We start from the raw sequence: 16,296 nt of genomic DNA on the forward strand, positions 1-16,296 counted from the left end.
GGAGACATGCCATGAATCCCCTGCAGACGGTCGCTCGGACCATGCGAAACGGGTTGGAAGAAGTGGCGGCCCTGCTGGTCGGCCAGCGCGCCGAGTCGCTGCGCCAGGACGATACCGCCGCGCCCGGGGTGGGCATCCCGATGCCGCGCCGGATGCCGCTCAAGCGCCCGCTGCTGCATGGGCGCAAGGGCATGGCCCCGTGGCAGAAGATCGGCCCGGGCCGTCGCTAAACGCGGTTGGCATCGGCGGGGTGGTTGACCCCGTCATTCACCGGCACCTGTCCGATATCGAACGGATTGACGCCATCCAGGCAGCCGACGTTGTAGCCATATTCATCCGGTGAGGAACGTCGCTGATGGTGCGTGTAGATGCCGCACACGCTGCAGAAGTGGTGGCGGGCGACGCGCGTGTTGAACTGATACAGCCGCAGTTCGTCATGGCCCTGCACGATCTCCAGATCCGCCAGTTTCACCGAGGCGACGATCGCGCCGCGGCGCCTGCACATCGAACAATCGCAGCGGCGGGGCGAGACCACGCCGTCCGGCAGGTGCAGGCGCAGCACGACCGCCCCGCAATGGCAGCGCAGCAGATGGTGGCGCTGGATGGGCACCCCCCGATGGTGGTCAGTCCCTGCATGGGTGGTGCGTCCCTGGTAGCCATGAGTGGCCCCAGTATGCGATCGCGCGGGGCGGCCATGCCAGGCCCTGACGGCGTCGGGGGTGAACGCCGGGTCGAAGCTGAACAGGCTCGACATGCGGCGAACACAGGGGTTATGGCTAACTAGCGCCCCGGACAGACGACGGATCGATGCGTGAAGAAGGCAGGACGATGGGGGCTGGCGCTGCTGATGCTGCTGGCAGCGCTGTGGATCACTGGTTTGCTGGCCTATCAGCTGCCGGGTCCGGGCTGGTTGCGGTATCTGCTGGTCGGCCTGTGGGCGGTGTTCGCCGTCACCGGTGCGGTTGGCGTCGCGCGCGCGCGCGCCGGGCGCTGGCCGGGCGTGCTGTACGGCGTGGCACTGGTTGCCTCGGGCATCTGGTGGCTGCTGCTCACCCCGCGCCAGGACCGGATCTGGGCCGACGATGTCGCCCAGCGCCTGAAGGTGGTCGAGGTGGATGGCCCACGTGTGGTGCTCGACAACGTCCGTGACTTCACCTGGCGCAGCGAGACCGACTACGACGCGCGCTGGGTGCGCCGCGAGTACAACCTGGACCAGCTGCGCTCGGCCGATCTGATCCTGTCCTACTGGATGGGGCCGGCCATCGCGCACACGCTGATCTCCTTCGGTTTCGACGATGGCCGCTACCTGGTGTTCTCGCTGGAGATCCGCAAGGAGCGCGGCGAGTCGTTCTCCGCGCTGGGCGGGTTCTTCCGCAAATTCGAGATGACCCTGGTCGCCTCGGAGGAAACCGACATCGTGCGCACGCGTACCAACGCGCGTGGCGAAGACGTCTATCTGTACCGCCTGCACGGCATGACCCAGGCGCAGCTCAAGGCCCTGTTCGTCTCCTACCTTGGCGAGGCGCGCAAGCTCGACGCCGCGCCGGCGTTCTACAACACGCTGACCAGCAACTGCACGACCATCGTGTACGAACTGGCCAAGCAGATCGCGCCGGGCCTGCCGATGGATTACCGGCTGCTGGCCTCGGGTTACTTCGCCGAGTACGCGCGCGATCTGGGCGTGCTCACGCCGGGCGTACCGTTCGAAACGCTGAAGGCACGTGGCCGGATTACCGACCGTGCGCGGGCGAGCCATGCAGACGATGATTTTTCACAGGTGATCCGCCGGGGCGTCCCGGGGACAGGGCAGGGAAGCGTTCCATGAGTTCCGCATTGAAGCTGTTGCCGCACCGCGCGTTGCCGATACTGGCCGTGGTGCTCTCGCTGCTGCTCTCCAGCGGCTGCGCGATGGTCACCATGAAACAGGTGGCCCCGACCGAGTACCTGGCCAACAAGCGCGGCGACGTGCTGACCTCAGGCAAGCTCAGTGCCGCTTCGCAGGAAACGCTGAGCGTGATCGGCATGGACGTGGCGCAGTGCGAAAAGGACGTGGCCACCTGCCAGAAGACGTTGGAAGACACCGATGTGCTGCCCGAAGAACAGCGGCTGTCCGCACAGTCCGAGCTGTGGGTGAAGACCGCGCTGGCGCTGACCCCCAAGCCCAAGGACCGCGAGAAGACGCCGATGTCCGATGCGGCGCTGGATGCATGGCTGGAAGCTGCGCGCTATGCCTACGCCTACCTGTTCTTCAGCGGCCGAACGCCGTCGGACCGCGCCTTCGAGGATCGCCAGACCCAGGTTCGCGATTACTACAACTACGCTGCCGAGCAGACTGCCTCGGTGGTGTTCAAGCGCAGCCGCGAGAGCGCGCTGGAAGGCGAGGACTACAACGCCGCGGTGGCCGGTGAGCGCTGGACGCTGACCTCCGATTTCGATGAGCTGCGCATGCAGAGCATCCCGACCCGGATGGTGTCCGCCTCGGCGGTGAGTTTCGCCGGCCTGCGCAGCACCTATCGCCGCGATGGCTTCGGCGCCGAGCTGGTGGTGATCATGGACCCGCCCAAGCTGGTGGCCCCGGCCGATGGCGAGAAAGCGGAGATTCCGCAGTACAGCGAGATGTCGGCGATCAACGCCACCGCCCTGCTGCGCTTCAAGGGCGACAACCTGCAGCAGGTGCTCGATACCACCCAGGTGCTGTTCGACGTGTACTCGCCCGAGTCCACCGAGAGCGTGGACCTGCACGGTGAGAAAGTGCCGCTTGCGGGCAACTTCACCGCGGCCTACGGCTTGTGGCTGGCCCAGTCCGGCTTCGCCACGCAGTCGCTGCGCACTCTGTTCGGCATGAGCGAGGGCATCGGTGCGCCGCACATGTACCTGATGCAGCCGTGGGACCCCAACCGCCGCATCATCTTCATGCTGCACGGCCTGGGCAGCAGCCCGGAAGCCTGGGTGAACGTGGCCAACGAGATCATGGGCGATCCCGAGCTGCGCCGTCATTTCCAGGTCTGGCAGGTCTATTACCCGACCAACGCGCCCATCGCGCTGAACCGCTACGAGATCAACCAGGCCTTCAACAACACCCTCAAGCACTTCGACCCGACCGGCAGCACACCGGCGGCCAAGGACATGGTGTTCATCGGCCACAGCATGGGTGGCGTGCTTGCGCGCCTGTTGGTGACCTCCTCCGGCGATGTGCTGTGGAACGACCTGCTGGCCAACTACGACCTCAAGGGCGAGCGCCTGAAGCGGGTGGAAGCCAAGCTCGGCCCCCTGCTGCATTTCACCGCCGAGCCGAACGTGGAGCGGGTGATCTTCATCGCGGCCCCGCACAAGGGCACCGACATCGCGGGCAATCGGCTGGGGCGCCTGATCGGCCGGCTGGTGCGCCTGCCGATCACGATCCTGGGCAAGTTCGAGGATGTGTTCCTGACCCTGCAGGAATCCGAATCGGCCAACAGCACGACCAAGCTGCAGATTCCCAACAGCATCGACAACCTCAAGGCCAGCGATCCGTTCGTGAAGGCCGCTGGCGCGCTGCCGATCACGCCGGGGCTGAAGTACCACTCGATCATCGCCCAGCGCAAACCGGAGGTGCCGTTGCAGCAGTCCGATGATGGCCTGGTGCCGTACTGGAGCGCGCACCTGGATGGCGCCGTGTCGGAGAAGGTCATCATCTCCGGGCATAGCGTGCAGGAGACCCCGCAGGCCGTGCTGGAGATCCGCCGCATCCTGCGCGAGGATCTCAAAGAGGTAGGCGACACGCATCCGTGAGGCTGCGTGGCATCTCCTGCTTCAAATGCGCCGCGCCACCACCACGCTGAGCATCGCCATCACCAGCATGATCGTGAAGGTGAGCAGGTAGCCCAGCGTCTCCCGGCCCTCCAGGAACAGCGCGAACAGCGAGCCGGAGACGGCCAACGTGGTCGCCACGCCGAGGGCCTCGCTGAGCTGCAGGGCGGAGGTGTTGGCGCCCTGCTGCGCCGGCGGGGAGAGTGACAGGGTCAGCACCGACAGGCTGGGATAGATCAGCCCCATGCCCAGCCCGGTCAGCACCCAGCCGGCCATGGCCGTCCACAGCGGAACGCCGGGCTGGATCGCCAGCGAGGTGGCCAGGATGCCCGTGCACATCAACAAGGCACCGGCCTGCAGCAGTTGCCGGCGCGACCAGCCACGCTGCTGGTGGCCCTGCAGCCATGAGCCGGAGAACCAGCCCAGCGCCCCCAGGCTCAGTGCCACGCCGGCCACGACTGGCTTCAACCCGCGCTCGCGCTGCAGCAGCAGCGGCAGGAACGCTTCGCAGCCGAAGAAGGCCGAGGCCGCGATCCCGCGCAGGGCGATCACGCTGGGCAGGCCGCGGCGCAGGCGCAGCGTGCCGGTCGGCAGCAGCTTCCAGCTGCACAGGGCGAGCAGGGCGAGGGCGGGCGCCAGCAGCGCCACGGCGAGCCATCCCTGCTGCTGGCCGCCGATGTACAGCGCCAGCGCGCCGAAGGCGGCCCCTACCGCCCAGGGCACCACGTTGCGGCTGCTGGTGCCGGTGGCGACCGTGCCCACCTGGCGCAGGGCCGGGCGCAGCAGCAGTGCTGCCGGGATGGCCAGCAGCGGCACGATCAGGAACACCCAGCGCCAGCCCAGGTGCTGCACGATCAGGCCGCTGATGCTGGGGCCGACCAGCGAGGGCACCACCCAGCCGGCCGAGAAGGCGGCGAACACGCGCGGCCGCATCGGTTCGGGGAACGAACGCCCGACCAGCACATACAGCGCTACGGAGATCGCGCCGGCCCCCAGGCCCTGCATCAGCCGCCCGAGCACCAGCACCGGCATGTGCTGGGCGAAGCCGGCCACCAGCAGGCCGGCAACGAAGCAGGCCAGGCCCAGCCACAGCGGCCGTGCCGGGCCACGCTGGTCGCTCCAGCGGCCGGACAGCGTCATCCCGATCACGCTGGTGGCCAGGGTGCCGCCGAACGCCAGCGCGTACAGGCGCAGACCGTCCAGGTCATGGGCAACGGTCGGCATCGCCGCGGCCACTGCCAGCGCTTCGAAGGCATGCAGCGAGACCAGCGCGACCATGCCGATGGTGGTCGCCCGGTAGGCCGGCGACAGGATCGAGGGGATCGGGGCATCCTCCACCGGAGCGGTGGCGGGCGGAGTGGAGGCGTCAGCGGACATGCGGATTCCAGACATCGGGGGGAGGGCCGGGGTTGCAGTGCACTCCGGCGGCGCGCAGGATGCCACCTGAACCAAGGTTGAGGTCAAGCAGTGATCGCGCAGGAACTGAGTGTAGGCGAAGTCGCCAAACGGAGCGGCGTGGCCGTCTCGGCGTTGCATTTCTACGAGCGCAAGGGCCTGATCCGCAGCCTGCGCACCGCCGGCAACCAGCGCCGCTTCGCGCGCGACGTGCTGCGCCGGCTGGCAGTGATCCGGGTCGCCCAGCGGGTCGGGATGCCGCTGGAGGCGGTGGCGACCGCTTTTGCCGCCCTGCCGGAGAACAAAACGCCGACCAAGGCCGAGTGGGCCAGGATGTCGGCGCTGTGGCGCAGTGAGCTGGACCAGCGCATCGAGCAGTTGCTGCTGCTGCGCGACCAGCTCACCGACTGCATCGGCTGCGGCTGCCTCTCGTTGAAGCGTTGCCGCCTGACCAATCCCGGCGACACGCTGGGCGATCAGGGCGACGGCCCGCGCCGCTGGGAGTAGAGCCGGCCAGCGGCCGGCGGGGCGCCGCTTGCCATCCGTAGTGCCGGCCGCTGGCCGGCTGCCCTCACCAGACGGTGAACACCTGCCCGCTCTGGATGCCTTCCACGCTGCGCTGGTAGGCCAGCGACGCGCGCTGCGCCGTCACCGGTTCAAAGCCCGGGAAGTAGGCGCCGTAGTCGTCCATCGATTCGGCCAGCACGTTCGGGCTGACTGCATTGATGCGCAGCCCACGCGGCAGCAGCTCGCAGGCTGCGGCGCGCACGAAACCTTCGAGCGCGGCGTTGGCTGCCGTGGCGTTGGCGCCGTCGCGGATCGGCTGGGCGCTGATGATGCCGCTGGTCAGGGTGATCGAGCCGCCGGTGTTGAGGTGATGCTGGGCGGCCAGGCTCAGCCGCACCTGGCCCAGCAGTTTGTCCTGCAGCCCCAGGTTGAAGTCGGCCGGCCGCATCTGCGCCAGCGGACCGAAGTGGACCTGGCCGGTGGTGGCGATCACCGCGTCGACCTTGCCCACCTTCTCGAACAGCGCCTGCACGCTGGCGTCGTCGGTGAGATCCACCTGCACGTCGCCGCCGTGGCGGCCGGCGCGGATCAGTTCGTGGTGCACGCCGAGCGTACTGGCAACCGCCTGGCCCAAGGTGCCGCTGGCACCGACAAGCAGGATCTTCATGTGCATGTCTCCCGTAAACGTAGGGGTAGAGCCACGCCACGCGTGGCTGCTTCTTGTTCCCGCATCGCGGGCCAGCCACCCACGGGGTGGCTCTACCCGGTCAGGGGGCGGCCAAGGTAACGCCACGCCATGCGTGGCGACGCTTGGTCCTCAGTCATTCGCCGCCGACAATGCCTTCCCGCGCGTGGTCGCCGCGTCGATCGCGCGCGCCACGATCGCCTCGAAGCCATCGCCTTGGAAACTTTCGATCGCCGCCTGGGTCGTGCCGTTCGGCGAGGTCACCCGGCGACGCAGTTCGGCCGGCGCTTCGCCGGATTCATCCAACATGCGCGAGGCACCGAGCAGGGTCTGCACCACCAGCGTGCGGGCCGCCTCGGCCGGCAGGCCTTGCGCGATCCCAGCCGCCTCCATCGCTTCGGCCAGCAGGAACACGTACGCCGGGCCGCTGCCGGAGACCGCGGTGACGGCATCCATGCGCGCTTCGTCGTCGATCCACACGGTGCGCCCTGCCGTGGCCAGCACGGTATCGGCCTGGGCGCGTTGCGCGGCGCTGACCGTGGCAGTGGCGAACAGGCCGGTGACACCGGCGCCGAGCAGGGCGGGCGTGTTGGGCATCGCACGGACCACGGCGTGGCCGCCGCCCATCCAACGGTCCAGCTGACTGCTGGTGATGCCAGCGGCGATGGAGACCACCAGCGGTTGCTTGCCGTGGGCGATGGCGGTGAGCGAGGCGCAGACATCGCGCAGCACCTGCGGCTTGACCGCCAGCACCCACACGGTGCCCTGTGCGGCAGCTTCGGTCGCGCTGGCGTAGGTCCTGACGCCGAATTCGGCCGTGAGCGCGTCACGCAGCTCGGTCACCGGCTCGGCGACATGGATGCTGGCCGGGGCCACGCCCTGGCGGACCAGGCCGGCGATCAGGCTGCGGGCCATGTTGCCGCCGCCGATGAAGGTGATGGGGGACGTACTCATGAACTCTCCTTGGAACGGGCGGGGCGCTCAGGCCGGTCGCGGGCGTGCACCGAACAGCGCGGTGCCGACGCGGACCAGGGTGGCGCCATGGGCGATGGCCTCAGGGTAATCGCTGCTCATGCCCATCGACAGCGTATCCACCTGCGGGTGCGCTGCCGCCAGCTTGGCAAACAACGTGGCCATGCGGGTGAAAGCGGCCTGCCGGCGTTCAGCGTCAGGCCACGGGGCCGGGATCGCCATCAGCCCGCGCAGGCGCAACTGCGGCGCGGCAGCGATGGCGGTGGCGAGGTCATCGATGTCCTCCGGCGCGCAGCCGTGCTTGCTGTCTTCGTCGTCGATGTTGACCTGGATCAGCACGTTCAGCGGCGGCTGGCCGGCCGGGCGATGCGCGGCCAATGCGGTGACCAGCTTGAGGCGGTCCACGCTCTGCACCCAGTCGAAATGGCGGGCGGCGAGCTCGGCCTTGTTCGACTGCAGGTGACCGATCAGGTGCCACTCCAGGCCCAGCGATGCCAGTGCCTCGATCTTGGCGACCGCCTCCTGCACGTAGTTCTCGCCGAAAGCGCGCTGGCCCTGCGCGGCCAGGACCTGCACGGCCTCGGCCGGCTGGGTCTTGGAGACCGCCAGCAGGACCGGATCTGGCCGCCCGGCGGCCGCGGCCGCGTTGTGCAGGTTCGTCAGGAGGGTGGGCAGAGGCTGGAGGGTCACGGCGGGTCCGGTGGATCAGGGGCTGGCGCGTATTGTGCCCATCTCGCTCTATACTGCCGCCCGGGGAAAGAACCTTCCAGTCGCAGCAGTCATGGGGAGTAGCAGCGCATGGATATCGCCGAACTGTTGGCGTTTTCCGTAAAGAACAAAGCGTCGGATCTTCATCTGTCGGCCGGCCTGCCGCCGATGATCCGCGTTGACGGCGATGTCCGTCGCATCAATATTCCGGCCCTGGACCACAAGCAGGTCCACGCGCTGGTGTACGACATCATGTCGGACAAGCAGCGTCGCGATTACGAAGAGTTCCTCGAGGTCGATTTCTCGTTCGAGATTCCCTCGCTGGCGCGCTTCCGTGTCAACGCCTTCAACCAGAACCGCGGTGCGGGTGCGGTGTTCCGTACCATTCCCTCCGAGGTGCTCACCCTGGAAGACCTGGCCTGCCCGCCGATCTTCCGCGAGCTGATCGATCAGCCGCAAGGGCTGATCCTGGTCACCGGCCCGACCGGTTCGGGCAAGTCGACCACGCTGGCGGCGATGATCGACCACATCAACAAGAACGAATACGGCCACATCCTTACCGTCGAGGACCCGATCGAATTCGTGCACACCTCGCAGAAGTGCCTGATCAACCAGCGCGAAGTGCATCGCGATACGCACGGCTTCAATGAAGCGCTGCGCTCGGCACTGCGTGAGGATCCGGACATCATCCTGGTCGGCGAACTGCGCGATCTGGAAACCATCCGCCTGGCGCTGACCGCCGCGGAAACGGGCCACCTGGTATTCGGCACGCTGCACACCAGCTCGGCCGCCAAGACCATCGACCGCATCATCGACGTGTTCCCCGCCGGCGAAAAGCCGATGGTGCGCTCGATGCTGTCCGAGTCGCTGCGCGCGGTGATCTCCCAGGCCCTGCTGAAGAAGGTCGGTGGTGGGCGTACGGCTGCGTGGGAAATCATGGTCGGCACGCCGGCCATCCGCAACCTGATCCGCGAAGACAAGGTCGCGCAGATGTACTCGGCGATCCAGACCGGCCAGCAGATGGGCATGATGACCCTGGACCAGCACCTGCAGGACCTGGTCAAGCGCAGCCTGATCACCCGCAACCAGGCACGCGAGTACGCCAAGGACAAGCGGATTTTCGAATAGTGGTAGTGCCGGCCGCTGGCCGGCTCCTGAAAACCTCCGGAGTACACCGCGATGAGCACCACCACCATCGACTTCACCTCGTTCCTCAAGCTGATGGCGCACCAGAAGGCCTCGGACCTGTTCATCACCGCGGGCATGCCGCCGGCGATCAAGGTCAACGGCAAGATCTCGCCGATCACCCAGACACCGTTGACGCCGCAGCAGAGCCGCGACCTGGTGTTGAACGTGATGACGCCGGCGCAGCGCGAAGAGTTCGAAAAGACCCACGAATGCAACTTCGCCATCGGCCTGTCCGGTGTCGGCCGCTTCCGCGTGAGCTGCTTCTACCAGCGCAACCAGGTCGGCATGGTGCTGCGCCGGATCGAAACGCGCATTCCCACCGTGGAAGAGCTGAGCCTGCCGCCGATCGTCAAGACGCTGGCGATGACCAAGCGCGGCATCATCCTGTTCGTCGGCGCGACCGGTACCGGTAAATCGACCTCGCTGGCGGCGATGATCGGCTACCGCAACCACAACTCGACCGGCCACATCATCACCATCGAAGACCCGATCGAATTCGTGCACAAGCACGAAGGCTGCATCATCACCCAGCGCGAAGTCGGCATCGATACCGACAGCTGGGAGGCGGCGCTGAAGAACACCCTGCGCCAGGCCCCGGACGTGATCATGATCGGCGAGGTGCGCACCCGCGAGGGCATGGACCACGCCATCGCTTTTGCTGAGACCGGCCACCTGGTGCTGTGCACCCTGCACGCCAACAACGCCAACCAGGCGATGGACCGCATCATCAACTTCTTCCCGGAAGACCGTCGCAACCAGCTGCTGATGGATCTCTCGCTGAACCTCAAGGGCGTGGTCGCCCAGCAGCTGATCCCCTCGCCGGATGGCAAGACGCGCAAGGTCGCGATGGAAATCATGCTGGGTACGCCGCTGGTGCAGGATTACATCCGCGACGGTGAGATCCACAAGCTCAAGGAAGTGATGAAGGACTCGGTCCAGCTGGGCATGCGCACCTTCGACCAGAGCCTGTTCGAGCTGTACCAGGCCGGCGAGATCAGCTACGAAGACGCCCTGCGCTACGCCGATTCGCAGAATGAAGTACGCCTGCGCATCAAGCTCTCGCAGGGCGGCGACGCACGCACGCTGTCGCAGGGGCTGGACGGGGTGGAGATCTCCGAGATCCGCTGAGCGGGGGCTGTAAAAGCCGGCGCGGCTCTGCGATAGTCTCGCCGTCGCGGGCCACCGCGATGCAGGGGGCGCCGGCACCTCGCCGGTATCAACGTATCAGGTGATGGGCATATGGACATGCACGATCCGTACCGCGCGCCGGCGGCGTCTTCCGCACTGCCGGCGGCGACTTTCGCCACCAACGGCGTCGCAACGTACTACGCACCACCTACGCTGAAGATCGCGGCGTTGTCGCTGGCCACGCTGGGTCTCTATCCGGTGTACTGGTTCTGGCGCAACTGGCGCGCGATCAAGCGCGAAACCGGTGGAGATCAGTGGCCGTGGGCGCGCGCGTGGTTCTCACCGCTCTGGTCGTTCCTGTGCTTCAGCGACCTGCGCGATGTGGCCGCCAATCGCCGCCGCACGCTGGCGATCGCACCGGGTCTGCTGGGCGTGGCCTACTTCCTGCTGTATGTGGCCAGCCGACTGCCCGATCCCATGTGGCTGGTCGCGCTGTTCACCTTCGTCCCGCTGTTGCCGGTCAACAGCCTCCTGCGGCGCTACCATCGCGACGAAGGCATGGACACGCGGGCGCTGGACCGCTTCGGGGTGTGGCACATCCTTGCGGTGGTCGTGGGCGGTCTCTTCCTGCTGCTCACGGTGGTTGCCACCCTGCGCGGCGATGGCGTTTCCTGAGGGCTGGATAATGGTGGCAGTGCGCAACTGATCCTGATCGACGACGAGCACGTGCAGCTGAAGACCTTGGATCCAACAGCTGCAGCAGCGCCGATGCATCACGATCAAGGCTGAAAAGATCACCTGCACGCTACCGGGATGATGCGTATCTGCCTCGTGCATGGATTGATTAGCCACGCTCATGACCGACAGCGCTCCACACCCTCCAATCTTGGCAGCCGGCAGGGCTATGGTGGCATTCCCCCATGACGCCGGTCCCACCGGCAGGAGTACCACCATGCAGACACGTGAACTGGGCCGCAGCGGCCTGCGGGTTTCGGCCCTCGGGCTCGGCTGCATGGGGCTGAGCTACGGCTATGGCCCGGCCACCGACCGTACCGAGGCGATCGCCTTGCTGCGCGCGGCGGTCGAGCAGGGGGTCACCTTCTTTGATACGGCCGAAGCCTATGGGCCGTTCCTCAACGAGGAACTGCTGGGCGAAGCGCTGGCGCCGTTCCGTGACCAGCTGGTGATCGCCACCAAGTTCGGCTTCAAGGATGGCCACGCCGACGCCGGCCTGGACAGCCGCCCCGAGCGCATCCGCGCGGTGGCCGAGGCCAGCCTGTCGCGTTTGAAGACCGACCGCATCGACCTGTTCTACCAGCACCGGGTCGATCCGAATGTGCCGATCGAGGACGTGGCCGGTACGGTCAAGGACCTGATCGCCGAGGGCAAGGTGAAGCACTTCGGGTTGTCCGAGGCCGGCGTCGATGCCATCCGCCGGGCGCACGCCGTGCAGCCGGTGGCGGCGCTGCAGAGCGAATACTCCCTGTGGTGGCGCGAGCCGGAACAGGCCGTGCTGCCGGTGCTGGAAGAACTGGGTATCGGCTTCGTGCCGTTCAGCCCGCTTGGCAAGGGCTTCCTGACCGGGGCGATCAACGTAGGCCGCAGTTCGCGGCCGATGACTTCCGCAACAGCGTGCCGCGGTTTGCGGCCGAAGCCCGCCAGGCCAATCAGGTGCTGGTGGACCGCATCAGCGCGATAGCCGCCGACAAGCGGGCCACGCCGGCCCAGATCGCCTTGGCCTGGCTGCTGGCGCGCAAACCGTGGATCGTGCCGATTCCCGGCACGACCAGGCTGCATCGCCTGACCGAGAATCTGGGCGCGGCTGCGGTGGTGCTGAGTGAGGCCGACCTGCAGCAGATAAGTGCGGCGCTGGACAGCATCGCCATCGTCGGGGATCGCTACAACGCCGAGCGGCAGAAGCTGGTCGCGCGCTGAGCGGGGCGCTGGGCGCACGACACCGGCCAACGCAGCCAGGATCGGCACGCGCGATACCGTCCCACACATTCGGGTAGGTGCCGACCGTTGGTCGGCACACAGCTCACCCGCGAATGAACGCCAACAGATCCGCGTTGATCACGTCCGCATGGGTGGTGCACATGCCATGTGGGTAGCCTTTGTAGACCTTCAGCGTGCCGTGCCTGAGCAGCTTGATGGCCAGCTCCGCCGAATCGGCGATCGGCACGATCTGGTCGTCGTCGCCGTGCATCACCAGCACCGGCACGTCGATCTTTTTCAGGTCGTCGGTGAAGTCGGTTTCCGAGAAGGCCTTGATGCAGTCGTAGTGCGCGTTGATCGCGCCCATCATCCCCTGCCGCCACCAGTTGTCGACGATGCCCTGTTGCGGCGGCGTGCCCTCGCGGTTGAACCCGTAGAACGGAATCGGCACGTCGCGGTAGAACGCCGCACGACCCGCGACCAGTGCCTGGCGGAAGCCGTCGAAGACCTCCTTCGGCGTGCCGCCGGGGTTGGCCTCGCTCTTGACCATGATCGGTGGCACCGCACCGATCAGCACCGCCTTGGCCACGCGCCCGGGCTTGGCCTGCGCGACGTAGTGCGCGACTTCGCCACCGCCGGTGGAATGCCCGATGTGGATCGCATCGCGCAGGTCCAGGTGATCGGCCAGCGCATTGACGTCGGCAGCGTAGGTGTCCATCTCATGCCCGCCGCTGGTCTGCGAGGAGCGGCCATGGCCGCGGCGGTCGTGCGCGATCACGCGATAGCCCTGCAGCAGGAAGAACTGCAGCTGGCTATCCCAGTCATCGGCGCTGAGCGGCCAGCCGTGATGGAACACAAGGGGCTGACCCTTGCCCCAGTCCTTGTAGAAGATCTCGGTGTTGTCGGCGGTGGTGACGTAGGGCATGGCACGGAACTCCTGAGGGAGGGGAGGGCACAGCGGGGTACCCGCACATGCTGCGGCTGGGGGGTGTTCAGTGGAGATGAACGGCGGATGTCGGTCCGGCGTCGGTGGCCCGGCACCTCCGCCGGCGGCGGCTGAATCAATTTCACCAGCAACTGTCACGCCGATCGTGTCTAATACCGCTCCCCACGCCACACCCCCACCCCCATGTCCCTTGAATCCCATGGCCCCGCGCCGTGCGACGACGCTGACGGCCACCTGGTCACCGCAGGCCCGCTGACCCCGCCCCCGACAGCGCCGGCACCGTGGCCGACGAGAAAGCCCTGCGCCATTCCGTGGCCGAGGACGTGCAGGGCATGATCCTGGCGACGCTGGTGGCGTCGCTGGGCCTGGCCATCTTCGCCAAGGGCGGGCTGATGATCGGCGGCATGGCCGGGCTGGCCTTCCTGGCCCACTACGCCTTCGGCTGGAACTTCGGCCTGGTGTTCGTGCTGGTCAACCTCCCTTTCTACTGGGTGGCCGTGCGGCGCATGGGCTGGGAATTCACCCTGAAGACCTTCGCGGCGGTAACCGCCTGCGGCGTGCTGACCGACCTGCTGCCGCGCTGGGCCGATTTCGCCCACATGAGCTCGCTGTATTCGGCGATCGTCGGCGGCGCCCTGGCCGGGCTGGGCATCCTGTTCTACATCCGCCACCGGGCCAGCCTGGGGGGCATCGGCATCCTGGCGGTGTACCTGCAGCGCACGCGGGGCTGGAGCGCCGGCAAGGTGCAGATGTCGTTCGACACGCTGCTGATGTGCGTGGCGTTCTCGGTACTGTCCCCCTCCAAGGTGATGTACTCGGCGATCGGTGCGGTGGTGCTCAGCCTGGTGCTGATGTTCAACCACCGCCCGGGCCGCTACATGGGCGTCTGACGCCGGTTACTCACCCTGCGGCGGCACCGGCACGACGGTCACGCCGGAGACCCAGCGGCGGCTGCGCAGGTCCAGCGTCGCCGCCGACGTGTGCGACGCCGTCACCATCGATGGTCAGGGCGGCCAACAGCTGGTCGATGTGCGTGAGCAGGCGCCGGTCCGCTGCGATCGCCGCGGCATCGGCATCCAGCGGTTCGCCATCGACATGCATCACCGGGTCGGCCAGCCAGTGCTCGCGGCCGTAGCGCACCTGCAACTGCACCGCCGGGCTGCGCTCGCGCGGGTCAACCGACAGCGGCCGGTTCAGCAGCAGGGTGTCGCCGTAGTAGTCGCCATCGCGTTAGGCGCTCCAGCACGGTGTCCAGGTCGCTTGCGGCCGCCAGCGGGGGCAGGCTCAGGGCAGCGAGCAGCACAGCCCGCACGACGGGGTGCGTCACGCCTGGCGCCAGGCCGGCTTGAGCGTGTCGATGCGCTTGAACACCGGACAGTCCGGGCTGTGCGCGCCGGGCAGGTAGCCCAGGCTCATCAGGAACTCGCCGGTGATCTCCCCGCCGGTGAAGCGGAACGTCTTCTTGAACAGCTTCACCCAGGCCGCCTTGTCCAGCGGATGGTGGGCATCCAGCCACCCGGCGAAGCTGCCGTGGCTGGCCCGCAGCTGCTGGATCACCTGGGCATTGTGGACGGCCGCGTGCACCTTGAGCCGGTTGCGGATGATCCGGGCATCGTTGAGCAGGCGCTCGATATCGCGCTCGCCATAGGCGGCCACGGTGTCCACGTCGAAGCCGTCATAAGCGGCGCGGAAGCCCTCGCGCTTCTTCAGGATGGTCTCCCAGCTCAGGCCGGCCTGGTTGATCTCCAGGATCAGGCGCTCGAACAGCTCGCGCTCTTCGCGCTGCGGGAAGCCGTACTCGTGGTCATGGTAGTGGCCGTGGACCGGATGGCCGGGGGCGATGAGGCAATAACCGGACACGTGCAGCTCCTTGCGATGGCGGATCAGGCGCGCGGGCCGGGGGCACGCGCGCAGGCCTGCATTATGTCAGCGCGAAAGCGCACATCACGGCCAGCGGCTAGAATGGGGCCATGTCTGAACTGTCCACTTCGCTTGCCCACCACCTGCTGGTCGCGCTGCCGTCGCTGACCGACCCCACCTTTGCCCGTACCGTGGCGCTGATCTGCCAGCACGACGAGAACGGCGCGATGGGCGTGCTGGTCAACCAGCCCTCCGAGTACACCCTCGGCGAGGTGCTGGCCCAGATGGAGATCACGACCACCAGTGACACCCTGCGTGGCCAGGTCGTGCTCAACGGCGGCCCGGTGCACCCGGAGCGTGGCTTCGTGATCCACGATGATGCGCGCAGCTGGGATTCCAGCCTGGCCGTGGGCGAGGGCGTCTTCCTCACCACCTCGCGCGACATCCTCGAAGCCATGGCGCGCGGCGAAGGCCCGCGCAATGCGCTGGTCACCCTGGGCTGTGCCGGCTGGAGCGAAGGCCAGCTGGAAACGGAAATCGCCGAAAACAGCTGGCTGGCCGTGCCGGCCGATGCCGAACTGCTGTTCAGCACGCCGCTGGACGAGCGCTGGCAGGGCGCGGCCGCGCGCATCGGCGTGGACCTGTTCCGCCTCACCGATTACAGCGGCCATGTCTGAGCCGGCCACGCCAGCGCCCGCCGCGGCCGCACCGCCGACGATCCGCCGTGATGGCACGGTGCTCGGTTTCGATGTCGGCTCGCGCCGGATCGGCGTGGCCATCGGCAGCTCGTTCGGCACCCATGCGCGTGCGATCGCGGTGGTCGATGTGCATGGCAACGGGCCGGACTGGACCGCCGTGGAGCGCCTGATCAAAGAGTGGCGGCCGGATGGCCTGGTGGTGGGCGATCCGCTCACCCTGGATGGCCAGGACCAGCCCAACCGCAAGCGCGCGCAGGGCTTTGCCCGCCAGCTGCGGGAACGTTTCAAACTGCCGGTGGTGCTGGTCGACGAGCGCTCCAGCTCGGTCGAGGCCGCGCGCCGGTTCGCGGTCGAGCGCGCCGAAGGCCGCAAACGCCGCCGCGACGCCGCCGCCCTGGATGCAGTGGCTGCGGCGGTGATCATCGAACGCTGGCTCTCCTGCCCGGATGACGCCACCCCCGTTTCCTGACCCTCAGACCCTGCCC

General features: G+C 67.5%; 17 protein-coding genes and 2 pseudogenes. 11 read left to right on the plus strand and 8 right to left on the minus strand.

What is annotated here, in order from left to right; translation table 11 throughout:
* Positions 1-11: 11 nt before the first annotated feature.
* Entirely contained in the window at positions 12-230 is a 219-nt protein-coding gene (locus BIZ42_RS13960) for a hypothetical protein (RefSeq protein WP_235319017.1), read from the plus strand.
* Here BIZ42_RS13960 and BIZ42_RS13965 read toward each other — a convergent pair.
* On the minus strand, positions 227-610 hold the full coding sequence (locus BIZ42_RS13965) for a GFA family protein (protein WP_070426767.1): 384 nt from the start codon (positions 608-610) through the stop codon (positions 227-229). The two genes, BIZ42_RS13960 and BIZ42_RS13965, sit on opposite strands and share 4 nt — an antisense overlap.
* A 237-nt stretch (positions 611-847) precedes the next feature.
* Here BIZ42_RS13965 and BIZ42_RS13970 point away from each other — a divergent pair, with 237 nt between their 5' ends.
* Positions 848-1,825: a DUF4105 domain-containing protein gene (locus BIZ42_RS13970; RefSeq protein WP_019185378.1), complete on the plus strand. Its 978-nt coding sequence runs from the start codon at positions 848-850 to the stop codon at positions 1,823-1,825.
* A complete protein-coding gene (locus BIZ42_RS13975) occupies positions 1,822-3,771 on the plus strand; it encodes an alpha/beta hydrolase (protein WP_070426768.1) in 1,950 nt (649 codons plus the stop codon). Before BIZ42_RS13970 ends, BIZ42_RS13975 begins: the two co-directional genes overlap by 4 nt.
* Before the next feature lie 21 nt (positions 3,772-3,792).
* Here BIZ42_RS13975 and BIZ42_RS13980 read toward each other — a convergent pair whose 3' ends face one another.
* Complete coding sequence (locus tag BIZ42_RS13980) at positions 3,793-5,166, minus strand: MFS transporter (protein ID WP_070426769.1); 1,374 nt, start codon at positions 5,164-5,166, stop codon at positions 3,793-3,795.
* Between the two features lie 90 nt (positions 5,167-5,256).
* Here BIZ42_RS13980 and soxR point away from each other — a divergent pair, with 90 nt between their 5' ends.
* Positions 5,257-5,691, plus strand: a complete 435-nt coding sequence (gene soxR / locus BIZ42_RS13985; RefSeq protein WP_172838051.1) for a redox-sensitive transcriptional activator SoxR — start codon at positions 5,257-5,259, stop codon at positions 5,689-5,691.
* Between the two features lie 64 nt (positions 5,692-5,755).
* Here the strand turns inward: soxR and BIZ42_RS13990 are convergent, their stop codons facing one another.
* From BIZ42_RS13990 to BIZ42_RS14000, 3 genes are all read right to left on the minus strand, one after another.
* Complete coding sequence (locus tag BIZ42_RS13990) at positions 5,756-6,358, minus strand: short chain dehydrogenase (RefSeq protein ID WP_019185382.1); 603 nt, start codon at positions 6,356-6,358, stop codon at positions 5,756-5,758.
* A gap of 150 nt (positions 6,359-6,508) precedes the next feature.
* On the minus strand, positions 6,509-7,330 hold the full coding sequence (gene proC / locus BIZ42_RS13995; RefSeq protein WP_070426770.1) for a pyrroline-5-carboxylate reductase: 822 nt from the start codon (positions 7,328-7,330) through the stop codon (positions 6,509-6,511).
* A 27-nt stretch (positions 7,331-7,357) separates the two neighbouring features.
* On the minus strand, positions 7,358-8,038 hold the full coding sequence (locus BIZ42_RS14000) for a YggS family pyridoxal phosphate-dependent enzyme (protein WP_070426771.1): 681 nt from the start codon (positions 8,036-8,038) through the stop codon (positions 7,358-7,360).
* 108 nt (positions 8,039-8,146) lie between these two features.
* Between BIZ42_RS14000 and BIZ42_RS14005 the strand changes: the two genes are divergently transcribed.
* The 4 genes and pseudogenes from BIZ42_RS14005 to BIZ42_RS14020 all read left to right on the plus strand — a co-directional run bounded on the left by BIZ42_RS14005 (position 8,147) and on the right by BIZ42_RS14020 (position 12,307).
* A complete protein-coding gene (locus BIZ42_RS14005) occupies positions 8,147-9,184 on the plus strand; it encodes a type IV pilus twitching motility protein PilT (protein ID WP_019185385.1) in 1,038 nt (345 codons plus the stop codon).
* 51 nt (positions 9,185-9,235) lie between these two features.
* Complete coding sequence (locus BIZ42_RS14010) at positions 9,236-10,372, plus strand: PilT/PilU family type 4a pilus ATPase (RefSeq protein ID WP_019185386.1); 1,137 nt, start codon at positions 9,236-9,238, stop codon at positions 10,370-10,372.
* Between the two features lie 111 nt (positions 10,373-10,483).
* Positions 10,484-11,047 carry a hypothetical protein gene (locus BIZ42_RS14015; protein WP_070426772.1) on the plus strand — a complete coding sequence of 188 codons (564 nt, stop codon included), beginning with the start codon at positions 10,484-10,486 and terminating at the stop codon, positions 11,045-11,047.
* Between the two features lie 277 nt (positions 11,048-11,324).
* Positions 11,325-12,307, plus strand: a pseudogene (locus tag BIZ42_RS14020) (aldo/keto reductase).
* 103 nt (positions 12,308-12,410) lie between these two features.
* Here the strand turns inward: BIZ42_RS14020 and BIZ42_RS14025 are convergent.
* Positions 12,411-13,232 (minus strand): alpha/beta hydrolase, encoded by an 822-nt coding sequence (locus BIZ42_RS14025; protein ID WP_070426773.1) that lies wholly within the window; start codon positions 13,230-13,232, stop codon positions 12,411-12,413.
* A gap of 204 nt (positions 13,233-13,436) precedes the next feature.
* Here BIZ42_RS14025 and BIZ42_RS14030 point away from each other — a divergent pair.
* A pseudogene (locus tag BIZ42_RS14030) lies at positions 13,437-14,143 on the plus strand (YitT family protein).
* A 10-nt stretch (positions 14,144-14,153) separates the two neighbouring features.
* Here the strand turns inward: BIZ42_RS14030 and BIZ42_RS14035 are convergent.
* The gene (locus BIZ42_RS14035) at positions 14,154-14,405 is read right to left on the minus strand and encodes a hypothetical protein (protein WP_156785748.1); all 252 of its coding nucleotides are present in this window, start codon (positions 14,403-14,405) and stop codon (positions 14,154-14,156) included.
* Positions 14,406-14,576: 171 nt separating this feature from the next.
* Positions 14,577-15,113, minus strand: coding sequence for a DNA-3-methyladenine glycosylase I (locus BIZ42_RS14040; protein ID WP_019185392.1), 537 nt, complete (start codon positions 15,111-15,113; stop codon positions 14,577-14,579).
* A 110-nt stretch (positions 15,114-15,223) separates the two neighbouring features.
* Here BIZ42_RS14040 and BIZ42_RS14045 point away from each other — a divergent pair, with 110 nt between their 5' ends.
* Together BIZ42_RS14045 and ruvX are read left to right on the plus strand one after the other, a co-directional pair.
* Positions 15,224-15,790: a YqgE/AlgH family protein gene (locus BIZ42_RS14045; RefSeq protein WP_019185393.1), complete on the plus strand. Its 567-nt coding sequence runs from the start codon at positions 15,224-15,226 to the stop codon at positions 15,788-15,790.
* Positions 15,783-16,280 carry a Holliday junction resolvase RuvX gene (ruvX, locus tag BIZ42_RS14050; protein WP_019185394.1) on the plus strand — a complete coding sequence of 166 codons (498 nt, stop codon included), beginning with the start codon at positions 15,783-15,785 and terminating at the stop codon, positions 16,278-16,280. Before BIZ42_RS14045 ends, ruvX begins: the two co-directional genes overlap by 8 nt.
* Positions 16,281-16,296: the final 16 nt, after the last annotated feature.

Origin of the sequence: Stenotrophomonas sp. LM091, from assembly GCF_001806305.1 — a bacterium.
Classification (GTDB): Bacteria; Pseudomonadota; Gammaproteobacteria; order Xanthomonadales; family Xanthomonadaceae; genus Stenotrophomonas; species Stenotrophomonas bentonitica_A.